Origin of the sequence: Enterobacter sp. BIDMC92, from assembly GCF_001030225.1 — a bacterium.
GTDB lineage: Bacteria > Pseudomonadota > Gammaproteobacteria > Enterobacterales > Enterobacteriaceae > Enterobacter > Enterobacter sichuanensis.
In genome coordinates this window covers 511,708-528,108 of sequence record NZ_KQ087598.1, presented here as the reverse complement: position 1 = coordinate 528,108, position 16,401 = coordinate 511,708, and the positions used below count along the sequence as shown (strand labels likewise).

The window sequence follows — 16,401 nt, the reverse complement described above, 5'->3', positions numbered from 1 at the left end:
CGGCTTAAGGTGAAATGACCATCTGGGATGGGCTGCCGACCGGAGTATAGTCTGGCTCAACGCTTAGCCTGCCGTCCTGACCGACGCGGAAACGGGTAATGTTGTCGCTACGCTGGTTCATAACGTACAGCCAGCGGCCCTGTTTATCGAGCGTCAGGGTGCGCGGGTAATCACCTCGCGTCCAGACATCATCCTGATGCGTCAGCGTGCCCTCCGCTGTTACGGTAAAGTGCCCGATGCTGTTATGCAAACGGTTAGCCACATACAGCTGTTTACCATCGGCGCTTAACGCCAGCCCCGCCGCAAAACTGGTGCCTTTGTACCCTTCCGGCAGGGCAGACACCGTTTTGCCCTCTTTCAACGTACCGTTGGCCTGCACGGCATAGTGGGTGAGCGTCGACGCCTCTTCATTAATCAGCCACAGGGCGTCCCCCTTCGGCGTGAAGACGAAATGGCGCGGTCCAGCCCCTTTTGAGGAGGCGCGAATAAACGGCGGATCGTTTGGTGTCAGCGTGCCGGTTCGCTCGTCCAGGCGGTACTGGTAGATGCGATCTAACCCCAGATCGGTGGAAAACACGTATTTCCCGCTGGGATCGGCGGCGATCATGTGCGCATGAGGTCCGTTGTGATCGCTGATGGCAAAACTGCCTTCAGCGGCCGCTTCCGGTTTTGCCGCGCCCGGTTCGCCCTGATCCTGATGGATGTCCGTGGCCTCCCCCAGGCTGCCGTCTGCCTTAACCGGCAGAACGGCAATCGACCCGCTGACGTAGTTGGCCACCAGCAGATGCTGGCCATTTGGCGTCAGCGAAAGATAAACCGGCCCGGCCCCGCCGGACGCCACCTGATTGAGCTCGCTCAGCTCACCCTTATCGCCGATGCGCAGCGCCTGCACCACGCCCTGCTCCACTTCGCTTGCCAGATAGAGCGTTTTGCCGTCGGGCGAGACGGTCAGCTGCGCGGCGTTCGGCAGTTTGCTCACCAGCGTTTTATTGCCGAGCGCGCCGGTTTGCGGGTCAACGGTAAAGCGGTACAGCCCTTCCCCGTTAGGGTTATAGGTACCCACCCAGGCGTACTGCATCTGGGCGACAGCGGCGCTGGCAAGTAAAGAGAGTGAAGCGACAAGCAGGTTACGGGTATGCATGGTGGCTCCTGTTGAAGGTATTACTTAACGAGTTTCTTCGTCATTTCAAGCAACGTACGCACATCTTCCGGACGCGTATCGCCGCTGGCTTTGTCGATAATCGAGCTGTAGATATGCGGGATGATTTTGCTCACGCCTGCGTCCAGGGCGATCTGCAGGATCTCCTCAAAATTCTCCAGATCGATTCCCCCTGTCGGCTCCAGCCAGAAGTCGTGACGGGCGCAGGCTACTGCTACAGCCTGATATTCGTCACGGCACTTGAGCCCGCCCATCGGGAAGTATTTGATTGAGCTGCCGCCAAAATCTTTCAGAAGGGCAATTGCCGTTTCCACCGGCACAATGCCGTCCATAGCTGCGCTACTCAGCGGGCCGGTGGAGATTTTCACCATGCCGACGGTGCCGGTCGGTGAGACCAGACCGTTGACCACGGAGTCGTTCTGCCCCAGCAGTGCGCGGCTGGTGGCGACGCCGGTAAAGACCTGATTGACGTGCTGCGGCTGCACCTGGCGGGCGATTTCGCTCACCATCGCCGACTGGTTCGGGTCGCCTGCGCCAAGTCCTACCGAGAGCGCGTTGTCAATCAGCGCTGCGTACTCACGCATATCAGCGACCGCGCTGGCTACGTCCGGATAATTTTTGGAGAGCACGCCCACCAGCACATGACCTTCCGCCGCCTCGTAAATGGCGCTGGCGTTAGCCTTCGAACCTGCCAGCACATTCAGACAGACGCGGTCACGGTAAAAATTGGGGGTCAGTTTCATGCCTTATTCTCCTGTCCTAACACTTCACTAATGCGACGGTACACAATGTTCAACTGGTCAGCATTCACGCTGCGCACGTCCGCTTCGATGATCCCTTCGTTGGCCTTGTAGCCACGGAAGTAAATGGCGTATTCGCCCTGCTTCAGGGCATTCACCAGCTCGCCGGTGCCGATGCCGGTAATGGCTTCGTCGAACTTAATCTCGGTGCGCGCGATATCGCGACCCGCGCTGTCCCAGACCACGCGCGCCGTGACGCCGTTCAGGGTATTGAGTGCGTCGATAAACGGCGTCATCTTCGCCACCATTTCCGCACCGCTCTCTTTGGTCGCCGTCAGGTAGTATTCGATGGCGCAGGTCAGGCCGAGGATCCCCTCTTTGCCGACCTTCATCGCGCGGCCAATGCCCGCCGTCTGGCGCTTCACCCACTCGACGTAGCGGGTCTTGCCGATCACCAGCCCGCTGGTAGGCCCTTCAATCGCCTTCGCGCCGCTGTAGATCACCAGATCGGCCCCGGATCGGTAGTAGGTATGCAGATCTTCTTCCGCTGCCGCGTCGACGATCAGCGGAAGATCGTGTTTACGCGCCACCACCGCTGCCTGCTCAACGCTGAGCATGCTTTTCTGCACGCAGTGGTGCGATTTGATGTACAGGATCGCCGCGGTGCGTGGGGTGATTGCCGCCGCCAGCTGATCGGCGGAACATTCGTTGGCATAGCCCGCTTCCACCACCCTGCCGCCGCCCAGCGCCACCATGGTGCCCACCGGCGCGCCGAAGTTAACGTTGTGCCCTTTCGGCAGGACGATCTCGTTGTTCTCAACGGGCGTCACGTGCAGGTTTTCCAGCAGCCAGTCGCTGTCTTTCACCAGCACCGCCGCCACCGACTGGGCAATGCCCGCCGAGGCGCAGGAGACCACCGTCGCCCCTTCAACGTCCAGCAGCTTCGCGATGTATTCCCCGGTTTTGTTAACCAGATCCTTCATCTCGAAATAGTGATTCATGCCGTCCATCGCCGCCTGAACCACTTCCGGGCGCGGCGTGGAGACGCCCAGCGCCGTCATGCGGCCGGAGGTGTTGATAACCTGCTTTAAGTTGTACTTCTCATAAATCGAAGGCATGTTCCGTGCTCCCTTGTTCGGTCATGTAGCCCTTGCCCGCGCGGATCGCGGCAAGCGGCACCAGAATGTGTTCAGCCTGCAGGCTGTCGTTTTCGGCATCCGTCAGCACCGTCGGCTGACGTTTAACGGTGAACAGCGTCAGGTCGGCGTCAAGGCCGGGCTGAATGCGCCCTTTGCGCGCCAGTCGCAGGCCATCAGCCGCGTTCGCGGTCACGCAGTCAATCACCTGTGGCAATGACATGCCGATGGCGAGGAATTTAGACATCACGCTCGCCAGCGACCCGACCGGGCCATTGATGCGGTTGCGGCAGTAGATATCCGAGCTGATGGTGTGGGGCAGAATGCCCATCGCGATGGCACGTTTTGCCACCTCAAAGCTGAAGCTCGCCGTACCGTGGCCAACGTCCAGCCGTACGCCGCGCTTCAGCGCAGACGTAATGGACGCACGCAGCTCGCCGGAAGGCGTCAGAATGCGGTTGGGTTTGCCGTTATAGCAGTGGGTGATGATGTCGCCCGAGCTCAGCAATTCGGCGATTTCGTCGAGGTTTGGCGGGTTATTGCCGATGTGCACCATCAGCGGCAGGTCGCCGTTCTCTTTCTGGATGGCTTTCGCGCGCGCAAGCGGCGTAATACCGTTGTCACCGACCACGCTGCTGCTCATGCGCGCTTTCAGGCCGACGATAAAATCAGGGTGGCGTTTTACCGCCTGCTTCACCGCCTCGGCGTCAATATTGGCCATATTGGCCAGCTCATTCTGGGCAATCAGCCCTACGCGGGAGATGTTCAGCAGCGCGAACACCTCGGTGGTGGCTTTGCGGGTAATTTCATAGAAATCGTCCACGTCGTCTGCCCCGGTACTGCCCGCATCCACCACGCTGGTGACGCCGGTGGCAATCCCGACGCTGTCCGGTTCGTCGTGGTAAATCGGGGAGTTCGGGTAGCAGTGAACGTGGGAGTCAATCCAGCCTGCGCTGACGAACACGTCACCGTTCAGCTCAACCGTCTTATGTGCGGGAGCATCAATCTTGCCCAGCGCCGCGATCGAACCGTCCTGAATGGCGATATCGGTCAGGGTATCGTCGGCAAGGCGCGCGCGGCGCAGGAGTAAATCAAACATGGGGTTCTCCTGATAAGGCGGGCGCCAGCGCGCCCGCAGGTATTAAAGGGCGACCGGGAACAGCCAGCCTAAAATCATTGCACCCAGAATGGCGCCACCGGTAATGGGCTTCTGCCAGATGTAGAACAGCAGCGCGCCCAGCAGGGAGCCCACGCCAATCGGGATGGAGGCAGTCATGGCGCTGAGGATAATCAACGGCCCCAGGAAGCGGCCGGAGGCGTTACCTGCGCCCATCATGACGTCTGCGCCGTAAGTGGAGTTGCTCTGGTTGATGGTGAACTTACGCGCCAGGATAATGACGTAGCCAATCGCCAGACCAATCACCAGCCCGGTGATCAGCGCGGCAATAAAGTTGGTCACCGGGAACATGATGCCCGCCCCCAGCAGCAGTGCCGGAACCCCCAGCCCCACGCCGGTCTGGATGGCGCCGCCGATGTCGAGAATACCGACCAGCGAGCCTTCGATAATGCGGGCGAACAGGAAGCTCGCGCCAAACGCCGCCACCGCGCCGTAGACGCCGGTATCAATCCCGGCTTTCAGCATCGCCACGAAAGCCACTTCGTTAAACGCGCCGATGCCATAGAGGTAGTACATGTGCGTCCCGGCGAACACGCCGGAGGAGAGCAGGCCAACGAAGATCGGGAACGACCAGTCGGCATACCAAAAACCTTTATTCTGTTCCATTGCAGGCTCCTGTTATTTACCGCTGAGCGAGTTGTGGATCATGTCGAGCCAGTTCGGCACGGTCAGATGGAAGGATTCGATCATCTTCATGTCGAAGCCGCGGAAGAAGCCGCTCAGCACGAAGAGCAGGACGATCGCCGCCATCATCACTTTGGTGACGTGGTTCCAGCCGCTCTCTTCCACGCCTTTACCGATCAGGATCCCCAGTACCAGGCCCGGTACGGCGTTGCCCATAATCAGCTGCGCTGCGCCGCCGAAGATGGTGGCCCAGAAGCCCGATTTTTTACCTGCGTCGATGGCCGCCAGCCAGAAAATCACCGGCATCACGGTGTTGACCAGCAGGTTCGCCGCCGGTACCAGCACCTTCACGGCGGTGACCTGCAGTGCGGCAGGGACCGAGGAGGCGGTCAGGTTCAGGAAGGTCACGACGACCATGCCGATCACGCCGCAGGCAATCGCCATTTTGCGCGGGTCGTGCAGCGTTTCGCCGACGTTACGGTTTTTGATCATCAATGCAGCCGCACCCCAGTTCGGGATGATGCGGTGGTCAACGTCCTGTGTGAAAGCCCCTGCGGCCACGGAAGAGGCCCAGGCGTTAAAGAAGAAACCTAACCCAAAGGAGAAGTGAGACGCCGGATCCCCTTCGCAGGAGTTCAGCTCCCCCAACGTACGAAACGCGCCCATCCCCTGTGTGGTAGGCGCATGAAACATGCGTGCAGCCCCGGCCCCGACACCGACGCCTACCAGGCCGCCGATGATGAGCGATTTTATTAATATAATTAAGAACATCAGTCTGCCCTTTTATGAATAATCAGCGTTGCGTGACGAAATCCACCTGGTCAAGATTGATGGCGGTCACGTTGACGGTCACATCCAGCTCCACGCTGTAGGTGCGTCTTTCCCGGCGCAGAAAGAAGAACAGAAAGGCTTCTTTTCGCACCGCTTCTTGCGCCTGAACGACCTGCACATCCTGTGGCTCAATACGCAGTAAGATATGCGGTGAGGCTTTCATCACCGCGGCCTGAACGTGGTTGAGCGCGTCGGCAAAGGCGCGCGCTTTGGCGTCGCCTTTCCCCTTCACTCTCACCGTGGTTGTGAACTGTTCTTTCATGCTTATGCGCCGTATTTTTTCTGCCACGCCTGCACCAGACGCTCGCCCAGCTCTTCTTTATCCATAAAGCCAAAGCCCAGCACGTTGCAGCCTTCGTTGATGGCAGTCACACCTTCATCCACGGAACGCATACCGTATTTGGCTTTGTAGCCATATTTGGTCTGGGCGGTGATGGCGCCCGCGCCGCCGCTACCGCAGAAGGAGATACCGAAGGTGGCGTTTTCCGCTTTCATCACGTCGCCCAGCTTCATATCCGCGGCCATGCCCGGCACAACCACCGCGCGTCCACCCGCTTTTTCCACACCAGTGGCCACTTTCTGACCTTTACCCAGGCGATCGCCAATCACGACTGTAATCTGTTCCATGTGTTGCTCCTTAAAGGTTGTCTTTCGCGACTTCAAAGTGAACGGAGAGCAGCCAGGCCTCTTCATCAGGAAGGTTGCCAAACTGCGCCACCACTTCACGTGCCAGCCGCATTGAATCCGGTGAAATTTCGTCGAACAGCTCCGCTTCAACCTCCGGCAGCGGCTCGCCGGTCACGGACCGGTGCGCCATCGCACGAACGTGGGAGGTGAGCATTTGCTCCTGTACCGCATTGGGGATGATGTTGTGCCGGGCCAGCAGGGCGTAAACCTGCTGCAGCATCGTGTTCGCAAGCTGCTCTGTTTGCACTGCCTGTTCCCCAACGTCGTTCATTACCGCTCCGTTACTCACTGGTCTTACCCCGTTAATGGCTCTGTAAGTAAACTAACGGCGGGGGGAAAGGGTTTGTAGCGAGTTGTTTTCCACTTCGAAGTGGAAAGGCGGGCCGCAGCAGTGATCTGTGCCACATAAATTCGCTGAATCTGGATAAACCACTGTATTTACGTGATGAATATCACGCTATTACGCGGCAAGAAACAGGTCAGCGAAGTGGAAAAGATTACGAGTCGGCTCGTAGAAATGTGACGTGGATAAGGTTTTCTTATGGGGATTCGCTAGAGTGGCGACGGGTGCTTGAGACTGACCGTCTCAGGCAAGGGACGGAAAGTGGAAAGCCCCGCCTGATAAAAAATCAGGGCGGGGGCTCGAAACAACACGTCACGACCGTGGAGTTCGCTACCTCGCCCGCTTTAAAGCAAGGAGGCATCCATGAAACGCCAATCCCCAATTATCCGGGTTTTGATGATTGTTGCTTTGACAATAATCATCTTAACGCTGGTGACGAGGAAAACACTGTGCGAGATCCGTTTTCAAAACGGCTCGCTTGAAGTGATAGCGCGGATGGATTGTCGCTCCGGCAAGTAGGGAGCAAAGATGTGGAGGCGCGCAGTGCGCCTCCGCATACGGAGGAAGGACGTACAGCTCAGGCACCCAATTAACGGTACTTTTTATGATACGTGTTGCGCGTCGTCACAAACTGCTCGGCCGCGGCCTGGGCTTCTTTCACTTTGCCTTCGTTGGCGAGCTTCAGCGCACCGTCGATTTGCCCTACCAGCACGTCAAAGCCGTGACGGTAGTCTTTCATCTCGGCACTGTCTGCCGCTTTGTTTTCAAGCTTAGGCGGTGTTGCTTTCTGGGCATCCACCGCCGCTTCACGCATTTTGGTCAGCGCGTCTTTCATTTCCGCCGCATTGTCCGTTTTCTGCACCACCTTCAGGTTTTGCCCGAGGATGCCCATGTCGTCTTCAAGATCGGCAGCAAACGCAGAAGAGCCAAGAACCAGCGTTGAAGCCGCGACGATCGCTAACAGATGTTTACGCATTGCTCACTTCCTTTTTTATTATTAACAAAACGCTATCTCTATTGTCCGGCGATTTTCATTTCCGGGAGTAATACAGAACCACACTGTATATTGCTGCGTGTTTCAATATCGTTACCGACCGTAACGATATTGCGCCACATGTCCTTCAGGTTGCCGGCAATGGTAATTTCGCTCACCGGATACTGGATTTCGCCATTTTCAACCCAGAAGCCCGCCGCACCACGAGAGTAATCCCCGGTGATGCCGCTCACGCCCTGGCCCATCAGCTCTGTGACGACCAGCCCGGTGCCCATCTCTTTCAGCATCTGCTCAAAGCTCAGGCCCTGTCCGGCGATGCGCCAGTTATGGATGCCACCTGCGTGCCCGGTGCTTTTCAGCCCCAGCTTGCGCGCGGAGTAGTTGGTCAGCAACCACTGGGTCAGCACGCCGTCTTTGACGATATCACGACGTTCGGTACGCACGCCTTCGCTGTCGAACGGTGTGGAGGCGAGGCCTTTCAGCAGGTGCGGATGCTCTTCGATGGTCAGCCAGTCCGGCAGGATCTGCTTGCCCAGCGAGTCGAGCAGGAAGGTCGATTTACGGTACACGGAGCCCCCGGCGATAGCGCCCACCAGATGGCCAAACAGTCCGGTCGCCACTTCATTGGCAAAAATGACCGGGGCCTTCATGGTGGAGAGTTTACGCGGTGACAGGCGCGACAGCGTGCGTTCGGCGCATTCTTTACCGACCCACTCCGGAGACTGTAAATCCCCCAGCGCGCGGCCAATGGTGTAGGCGTAGTCGCGCTCCATGTCGCCGTTCTCTTCGGCGATCACGCAGCTGGAGAGCGAATGACGGGTGGAGCAGTAGCCCTGCAGCATGCCGTGGCTGTTGCCGAACACTTTGATGCCGTAATGGCTGTTGAAGCTGCCGCCTTCGGTATTGGTAATACGTTTATCGGCCTGCAGGGAAGCCTGCTCAGCGCGGGCTGCCAGTTCAATGGCTTCGTCCGGGGTGACGTCCGCCGGGTGGAAAAGGTCGAGATCCGGGGCATCAAAGGCCAGCAGCTCTTTATCCGCCACGCCAGCGTAAGGGTCTGGCGAGGTATAACGGGCGATATCCAGCGCCGCCTGCACCGTACGGGCAATGGCATCCGGGCTGAGGTCGGTCGAGGAGGCACTGCCTTTGCGATTCTGGTGATACACCGTGATCCCAAGCGCGCCATCGCTGTTGAATTCTACATTTTCCACTTCGCCATAGCGGGTACTCACGCTAATACCGGTGGTTTTGCTGACCGCCACTTCGGCGCCATCTGATTTACCTGAAGCGAGCGTCAGCGCGGTGGAGACGGCTTCTTCCAGAATCTTACGCTGCGCTTCAACTTGTGAGGTTACTTTCATCGCAAATGCCATACTGTAAGAGAGAGTTAACTGAAGTCTAACAGAGAACCGTTTTTCAGTGCGCGTCTTAACTGGTAACATTAGCCTCTTTTTTTAAGGAGCCTGACATGACTAAGCAGCCCGAAGACTGGCTCGACGACGTTCCCGGTGATGACATCGAAGACGAAGATGATGAGATCATCTGGGTCAGTAAAAGTGAAATTAAACGTGACGCCGAAGAGTTAAAACAGCTTGGCGCAGAAATGGTGGAACTGGGTAAAAACGCGCTGGATAAGATCCCGCTCGACCAGGATCTGCGTGATGCCATTGAACTGGCACAGAAAATCAAAAAAGAAGGCCGTCGTCGCCAGCTTCAGCTTATCGGTAAAATGCTGCGTCAGCGCGACGTTGATCCGATCCGCCAGGCGCTGGACAAGCTGAAAAACCGCCATAACCAGCAGGTTGCGCTGTTCCATAAGCTGGAGCAGATCCGCGATCGTCTGATTGAACAGGGTGATGACGCCGTACCGGAAGTGCTGAACCTGTGGCCGGATGCCGACCGCCAGCAGCTGCGTTCCCTGATCCGTAACGCGAAGAAAGAGAAAGAAGGGAATAAGCCGCCGAAGTCTGCGCGCCTGATTTTCCAGTATCTGCGCGAACTGTCTGAGAACGAAGAGTAAGGCACGAGCAAATGACCTTTGCGCGCTCCCTCTGACGGTTCAACTCACCGCTGCAGCACCACCAACTTTCACCCGAACAGCCTTCCCGGGCTGTTCAGGCTTTGCCATTCCCGGTAATTTATCTGGCGCGCAATCGCGGATGATTTTCCCTCCTTTCATCACCAGCACCCGGTCGAAATATTTCAGCAGATAGCGGCGATGCGTCACCATGATCAATGTTTTATCCTGGATGAAATGATCGAGATGTTCAAAAATACGTTGCTCCGTCACTTCGTCCATACTGGAGGTGGGTTCATCCCAGAGGTATATTTCCGCCTCGCTGCTCAGGCTTCTGGCGAGCAATAGCTGCTGGTTTTGTCCGGAAGAGAGATTGCGCGCCATAAAACTCACCGGATAACGCAGCCCCATCGGATGCTGCAAAACGAACCCGCAGTTGGTCACCTGAAGCGCCTCAATTACCCGCTTGCGGTTATTGCACTCTTTTAAGGAGAAATTGCTTTCAATACTGCCTGTAAAAAGCGTGTCCTGGTTCGTCACCATACTGATGAAACGGCTGAAAAAGTTCTGCGCCAGATGGCGAGAATTATAACCGTCATACATAATGCTACCTTCTGTGGGCGGGCAATAGCCGGAAAGCAGCGAGACCAGAGAACTTTTGCCGGAACCGCATTCGCCCACGATGGCTACCCGCTGTCCCTTAGGAATATCCAGGGTGATATTATCGAGTGCTTTTGGCAACTGAGGGTCGTATTGATAATTCACCGCCCGCAGGGCAATGTCCCCTTGCAGATTAACGACGGATTGCAGAAGTTTTTGTTCCTGCTGTTCTGACACAAACATCTTCATTAAATCGGAGATGCTTTTATTGGTGGTGAAAATCGTTGAAAGGGTGGAAGCCAGCCCGGAAATAATCCCGGACATACGCCCTGACACGATGACTGACGAAATAATTGCCCCGGTAGTGATTTCGCCTTTAATCACCAGAAAGAATGCAAACACCATCAGCAGAATTTGATTCAAATTCGACATTGCGCCAAGTGCAGACTGATAATAGACGCTCGCTTTACGAATTTTAAGACTGAGCCATGACTGGTTGTTACTGCTATTGACCCAGTCCAGCATCAAGTTTTTGTTATTCAGCGTGTGGATTGTTCGCAATGAGTACAGCAGTTCCGTAATGAACACGTTACGGTTAGACTGGCTCTCCTTCATTTTATCCATCAGGATTTCGGTATATTTATAGTTCACCCAGGCCAGTACCAACGATAAGGCCATTAGCGTCACCGGGATCATCACCAGCATACCGAGGTTCACATAAATAATAATGCTGAAAATAATAAAAACAGGAATATCAGACATGCGCTGGAAAACGGAGTTCAACAGAACCGGCTTAATCTTTTGAAACTCAGTCCAGAGAATGAAGACCGAGGACATTGAACTCGTTTTGGTGGTGTTATAAATTAACGACTCGACAAAGGACACATCAACGTTAACATCCTCCTGTCGTGAAACAATGGACTGGTAAATATCTTTTGATGAACGGAGTAAAAATTCAAAAATGACAAAGACCAGGACAATCGCGGTGACGCCGAACAATGAGGCTGCGGACGAACTGGGAACCAGTTTATCATAATACAGGTTACTAAATACCGGGATCGTCAGCGCAAAAAGCGCCATAAACAGCGAAGTGAAAAAATATTTACTATAAAAAATTTTATTATTTCGCAGCCCCGTTTTTAGTATTTCGCTAATACGTATAGACTCGCTCATACCGCTCAGCGGCTGAATAAGAAAAACGGAAAGTTCATTCAAATGATCGGATTCGCACTCAATGACGCCAAACTCATTGTTTCGCGAAACCAGCTGCAATCCCCCTTCCTGACAGCCGACGCACACCATCCATTGCATGGCTGACGTGAGTATGATCAACGGCATATGCTCGTTAAGGAGATCTTCTGGTCGGGAGAATTTTACCTCATGAATCACCAGACCTAACGACAGAAAATAGTTTTTGATCTGCACTTCGTGTGCAGGATCGTTTTTATCATAACGAGAGAGGTTAACCGGGATCTTCTTTTCGTCTACCTCGATGCGGGAATCATGGTTTTTTGCAATATAGCGCATCACGCCCGCAAGGCCTAAATCATATAACGTGAAATCATTCATGGATATCTTTACTCAACCCCCGGTCGTTGCCGACCGGGGGGACGTTGATTATTGATGCTGAGACTGATCGTCGTGATGCTCTTCAACAACAGGCGTGATGCTCATCACCTCGGCTGCGAAGCTGGCAGCCTGATGCGAGGTGCCAGCGTCAGCAGCGGATTGTGGCGAGTCGTCGTGGCTCTGACTGTGCTCATCCATACTGGCGATAACGCTGCCAGAGCTGGTATCCACGGTAAACGGCACCTCCTGACGCTCGCTATTCCCCGCGCTGTCTTTGGTTTGCAGGACCAGAGTATGTGGGCCCTCCTCCAGCGCGACGGGTACCTCAAACACCGTTGGACCGGAATCAGCCGGCGTCAGTGAATAGACCGTACCGTCCAGCTCGACGCTGGCATGCGTGACATTCGCATCAAGACTGAATTCGAACACCGGATGGGATGATTCCACCTCGATCGGTGCCGGATCCTGCGCTTCGCTATAGCGAACGCTCTGCAACAAGGCTGGGGACTCCGTCTCCACATCAACATTATGCGTATACGAACTGGTATTGCCCGCCTGGTCAGTAATGGTAAAGACCAGCTCATGGGTTCCCTGGTTGACATTCTCAATGTCAATGCTCCAGTTCCCCTCCTGATCCACCCGGGTCGTGACTTCATCACCGTTATCCAGCTTGACGGTGATCTCCGCCCCTGCTTCACCATGACCGGTAAACGATAATGTGGAATCATCGCTGATCCAACTCTCTTCCTGACCACTATTACTGGCGAAAGTGACATCGAAGGTGTCGATGTGATTATCGACGGTAAAATCAACCGACTGGCTGGCCGTATTGCCTGCCGTATCGGTGACGTTCACCTCCAGCGTCCAGTGACCTTCCGCCAGCGGCGAATCCGGGGTGAACGTCCAGTTGCCCGATTTATCTTTCACCGCATCGTACGTATTACCGTCCAGGGTAACCTGCACCCGGGTGGCGTCGGCATCGATGTTGCTAAGAGTAAACGCGGGCGTCGCGTTGGAGGTGATGTTATCTCCCGCCACACCGGTGTCGCTTCCCGCATCCATCGTCACCACTGGCGTACTGATGGTGGTGTCGATGGTGAAGTTCAGCGATGAGTGAGCGGTATTGCCCGCCGCATCGGTGACGTTCACATCCAGCGTCCAGTGGCCGTCCGGCAGCGCCGCATCCGGGGTGAACGTCCAGTTGCCCGACTCGTCTTTCACCGCGTTGTACGTTTTGCCGTTCAGGGTGACCTGAACCTGGGTGGCATCGGCGTCGATGTTGCTCAGAACAAAGATTGGCTGGTGATTTTGGGTAATGTGATCGCCCACAATGCCGGTGTCGCTGTCGGTATCAAGGGAAATGATCGCCGCATCCACGTGGGTATCAACGGTAAAGCTCCAGGATTGCGTCACAATGTTGCCAGCGCCGTCCGTCACCTTAACCTGGACATTACACAGACCATCGCTCAGCGGTTCTGTCCAGTTCACCGACCAGACGCCATCGGAAACCTTCGTCGCCTGCACGGTGATACCATTGATGGTCATACTGACTGCCGTGACATCTTTCTCGATGTTGCTCAACACAAAGGTCGGTGTTGAATCGTTCGTCAGATTATCCCCCAGGATCCCACCGTCAGAAGCCGCATCCAGTGCAATGGCGGGTTTCGAGAACATCACATCCAGTGCCAACGGATCGCTGATGTTGGTTGCGCTATCCTGGGCCTGCACCGTGATTTTACCGCCGTCAGGGTAGTTAATCGCCGTGCTCCAGTTACCGTTACTGTCCACCATCACCGTGGTCACCACATTGCCTGCGCTATCCTTAATGACGATCGTGGTACCGGCTTCAGCCTTACCGGACAAGACCCACAGGCTCCCCTCCTCGCTATAGGTGGAGATCTGCACTGTTGGGGTGCCCGGCGTCACCGTATCCACCAGCAGGTCCTGTTCGATGGTGTTGCTATTGCCCGCCGCATCGGTAATCCGGAACGTTAACGCATTATTACCCTCCGGCAGATCGCTGGCGGTGATTGTCCAGGTGCCATCTGCTGCCACGACCGCGCTTGCCACGACCATGCCTGCGACCAGTAACGTCACGGTCGCCCCCACTTCACCGACCCCGCTAAAGGTGGCAGGACGGGTATTTACCGCCCACTTCTCAGACGAGGCATCTTTATCGTTTTCCAGATTGGCGGTGAACTGGTCGATAACGGTGTCCACCACGATAGTAAAGGTGGACGAGTTAGTATTCCCCGCGGCGTCTTTCGAGTTAACGACAATCGTCCATGTCCCGTCAGTCAGCATCAATGGGTTAATCTGCAAACTCCAGTTGCCATTGCTGTCTGCCCATTGCTGGCTCACATGTAAGCCGTTAATCGTCACGTCAATCAGGCTGTTGGCTTCGGCTTTACCGCCAAGTCTTACCCCCTGAGAGAAGTCGTTGATATAGAGGGTTCCTTTGGAGGTATAACTCTCAATCCCCTCCCCGTTAATCGTGTCCAGTGTCACCGGCGTGTTATTGACGGTATCGACGGTAAATGATTTTTCACCCGTTGAGGCGGTGTTGCCTGCCGCATCGGTGATATCAAAACGGATGGTGTGCTTGCCGTCCGCTAAGGCTTCCGGAACGGTATATTGATAATTACGCCCGGTAAGGGTGATGGTTTCGACATAGACTCCGTCAATATATACCTGCACCAGTTGCCCGGTTTCACCGTTAAGTTTGAAAACGGGCGCCGTTTTTGACGTGACATAATCGTCATTGTAGATCCCCGAGTCGTTGACCATCGAATCCAGCTCAATCCAGGTGCTGGTATCCACCGTCAATAATATGCGCGCAGAATCTGCCGTGTTACCCGCGGCATCTTCCGCAACCACGCGTATGGAGTACTCACCATCGGCCATAGTACCAGGAGATTGCCACGTCCAGTTGCCCTGCGCATCGGCAATCACTGTCGCCACCACGACTTCATCGATCATGATAGAGACCGTGGCTCCCGCTTCCGCCGTACCATGGAAGGCTGGGGTATTATCATTGGTGATGTTGTCGCTCAGGCTGCCGGAATTAGACGCGTCATCAAGATTGATCGTTGGATAATCCGTCTTGCTGTCTAAAGTAAAGTCAAACGCGTCGCTAGTCTGGGTATTCCCCGCCTTATCTGTGATCTGGGTCGTCAGCGTGTACTGCCCGTCGTTGCCAAGAATAAGCGGTATGGACCAATGACCGTTCTCGTCGATGGTTCCCTGCCCCACTGCCACGCCATTCAGGTACACCGTCACCGTGGCACCCACTTCGCCAGCCCCGGTGACCGTCAGCGCCTTGCTGTTTGTCAGTTCTAGCAACGTATCAACACTGAAGCTGTCGATAACGGTATCGATCACAATGGTCGTCGTTTCACTGGTGGCAACGTTACCTGCCGCATCCGTGGAGACCATTTTTATCGTATAAGCACCATCTACGCTCTCCGGCATGGTCCAGGCGACCACACCAGCTGCATCGGCGGTGACGGTAGCCACTTTTACGTCATTAACATAAATATCCACCGTGGCCTGGGGATCGGTGACAGCCGTAACTGTCGGTGCCTTCACGTTGGTAATGAGATCATACGCATCAGCACTGTTAGATTCCCTGGTCAGGGCAATGTCGGTGATGGCGTTTTTCGTATCGCAGACAATATCGATATTCTTCGTGGCGGTGTTGCCTGCCGCGTCGGTTTCCGTTACCACAAAGGTTTGTGACCCTTCCTGCAGATTAATCTCACAGTTCCAGACGCCTTTTTCATCGGCCGTTACTGTCGCCAGAATCTCCCCTTTTGCATTGGCGATGGTAATAATCGCGCCAGCTTCAGCGGTACCGTCAAGATGGACCTTCGATTTGTTGGTGATATTGTCAGTCGAGCTCACGCCGCTGTCATCCGCATCACGCAGATCGACGGTTAACGGGACGATATAGGTGTCCAGCACAAATTCCTGCGGACCAAAATCTTCTGAGTTACCCGCCACGTCCGTTACCGTGAAGCTGAGTGTATGCTCACCGTCCGTACCAATGTTCGGAACAGAGGCATACCAGCTACCGTCGCTGGCCGCGACGGTTTCTATCACCGCACGTCCATCGATCATGATGATGATTTTCGCTCCCGGTTCGGAAAGCCCGTGCACTACCGGTGAGTTGGTATTCAAATAACCAGCGTCATTCATCCCCGTAACGTCCCAGCTCAGAGGTTCAACGTGGGTATCAATCACCAGGCTCGTGGCGCTGGATTTCACCTCTTCACCGTTATTTGGGTTGATGATCCCGACCTCGACCGTGTAGGTTCCCTCCGCCCTCTCCGGCAGCGTGAAGTTATAACGCCCGGTAGAGTCCGTCTGCGCGGTACCTACAGCGCGACCATTGATGTATATCGTGACCGTATTCCCCGGCAGCGAGATACCGGTTAGCGTCGGCGTAGTATCATTGGTGACAAAGTCACCAATCGCGCCACTGTCCGACGAGGTCTGCAGCTGAACGGTCGGCGGATCCACATC

Annotated in this window: 15 protein-coding genes; 2 read left to right on the top strand and 13 right to left on the bottom strand. The window is 55.5% G+C overall.

All coding sequences use genetic code 11. The annotated features are described in order from the left end of the window. Positions 1 to 4 precede the first annotated feature (4 nt). The 9 genes from SP99_RS02430 to SP99_RS02390 are packed head-to-tail and all read right to left on the bottom strand — an operon-like array spanning position 5 to position 6,643. Positions 5 to 1,141: a lactonase family protein gene (locus SP99_RS02430; RefSeq protein WP_047957631.1), complete on the bottom strand. Its 1,137-nt coding sequence runs from the start codon at positions 1,139 to 1,141 to the stop codon at positions 5 to 7. Positions 1,142 to 1,161: 20 nt separating this feature from the next. Next, positions 1,162 to 1,902 carry a 2-dehydro-3-deoxy-phosphogluconate aldolase gene (dagF, locus tag SP99_RS02425; protein ID WP_025759082.1) on the bottom strand — a complete coding sequence of 247 codons (741 nt, stop codon included), beginning with the start codon at positions 1,900 to 1,902 and terminating at the stop codon, positions 1,162 to 1,164. Next, entirely contained in the window at positions 1,899 to 3,017 is a 1,119-nt protein-coding gene (locus SP99_RS02420) for a DgaE family pyridoxal phosphate-dependent ammonia lyase (protein WP_047957630.1), read from the bottom strand. Before SP99_RS02420 ends, dagF begins: the two co-directional genes overlap by 4 nt. Beyond that, a complete protein-coding gene (locus SP99_RS02415) occupies positions 3,001 to 4,134 on the bottom strand; it encodes an amidohydrolase/deacetylase family metallohydrolase (RefSeq protein ID WP_047957629.1) in 1,134 nt (377 codons plus the stop codon). Before SP99_RS02415 ends, SP99_RS02420 begins: the two co-directional genes overlap by 17 nt. Positions 4,135 to 4,176: 42 nt before the next feature. Further along, entirely contained in the window at positions 4,177 to 4,818 is a 642-nt protein-coding gene (locus SP99_RS02410; protein ID WP_008501407.1) for a DUF4310 family protein, read from the bottom strand. Between the two features lie 12 nt (positions 4,819 to 4,830). Next, positions 4,831 to 5,607, bottom strand: a complete 777-nt coding sequence (locus SP99_RS02405; protein ID WP_025759080.1) for a DUF4311 domain-containing protein — start codon at positions 5,605 to 5,607, stop codon at positions 4,831 to 4,833. 22 nt (positions 5,608 to 5,629) lie between these two features. Further along, positions 5,630 to 5,929 carry a DUF4312 family protein gene (locus tag SP99_RS02400; protein WP_006810338.1) on the bottom strand — a complete coding sequence of 100 codons (300 nt, stop codon included), beginning with the start codon at positions 5,927 to 5,929 and terminating at the stop codon, positions 5,630 to 5,632. A 2-nt stretch (positions 5,930 to 5,931) separates the two neighbouring features. Next, the gene (locus SP99_RS02395; RefSeq protein ID WP_047957628.1) at positions 5,932 to 6,294 is read right to left on the bottom strand and encodes an SFCGS family glycine-rich protein; all 363 of its coding nucleotides are present in this window, start codon (positions 6,292 to 6,294) and stop codon (positions 5,932 to 5,934) included. Positions 6,295 to 6,304: 10 nt separating this feature from the next. Continuing rightward, entirely contained in the window at positions 6,305 to 6,643 is a 339-nt protein-coding gene (locus tag SP99_RS02390; protein WP_025759077.1) for a glycine dehydrogenase, read from the bottom strand. Between the two features lie 417 nt (positions 6,644 to 7,060). Between SP99_RS02390 and SP99_RS02385 the strand changes: the two genes are divergently transcribed. Then, complete coding sequence (locus tag SP99_RS02385; protein ID WP_047957627.1) at positions 7,061 to 7,216, top strand: Hok/Gef family protein; 156 nt, start codon at positions 7,061 to 7,063, stop codon at positions 7,214 to 7,216. A 70-nt stretch (positions 7,217 to 7,286) separates the two neighbouring features. On the opposite strand, the gene cybC is transcribed toward SP99_RS02385, so the two are convergent. Together cybC and pmbA are read right to left on the bottom strand one after the other, a co-directional pair. After that, entirely contained in the window at positions 7,287 to 7,673 is a 387-nt protein-coding gene (gene cybC, locus SP99_RS02380; protein ID WP_047957626.1) for a cytochrome b562, read from the bottom strand. Between the two features lie 38 nt (positions 7,674 to 7,711). Beyond that, positions 7,712 to 9,064, bottom strand: a complete 1,353-nt coding sequence (pmbA, locus tag SP99_RS02375) for a metalloprotease PmbA (protein WP_032672597.1) — start codon at positions 9,062 to 9,064, stop codon at positions 7,712 to 7,714. Positions 9,065 to 9,159: 95 nt separating this feature from the next. Here pmbA and yjgA point away from each other — a divergent pair, with 95 nt between their 5' ends. Continuing rightward, on the top strand, positions 9,160 to 9,711 hold the full coding sequence (gene yjgA, locus SP99_RS02370; RefSeq protein WP_008501414.1) for a ribosome biogenesis factor YjgA: 552 nt from the start codon (positions 9,160 to 9,162) through the stop codon (positions 9,709 to 9,711). A gap of 39 nt (positions 9,712 to 9,750) precedes the next feature. On the opposite strand, the gene SP99_RS02365 is transcribed toward yjgA, so the two are convergent. Beyond that, entirely contained in the window at positions 9,751 to 11,877 is a 2,127-nt protein-coding gene (locus tag SP99_RS02365) for a peptidase domain-containing ABC transporter (RefSeq protein ID WP_072060252.1), read from the bottom strand. A 48-nt stretch (positions 11,878 to 11,925) separates the two neighbouring features. Continuing rightward, positions 11,926 to 16,398 carry an Ig-like domain-containing protein gene (locus SP99_RS23020; RefSeq protein WP_053060131.1) on the bottom strand — a complete coding sequence of 1,491 codons (4,473 nt, stop codon included), beginning with the start codon at positions 16,396 to 16,398 and terminating at the stop codon, positions 11,926 to 11,928. Positions 16,399 to 16,401 lie beyond the last annotated feature (3 nt).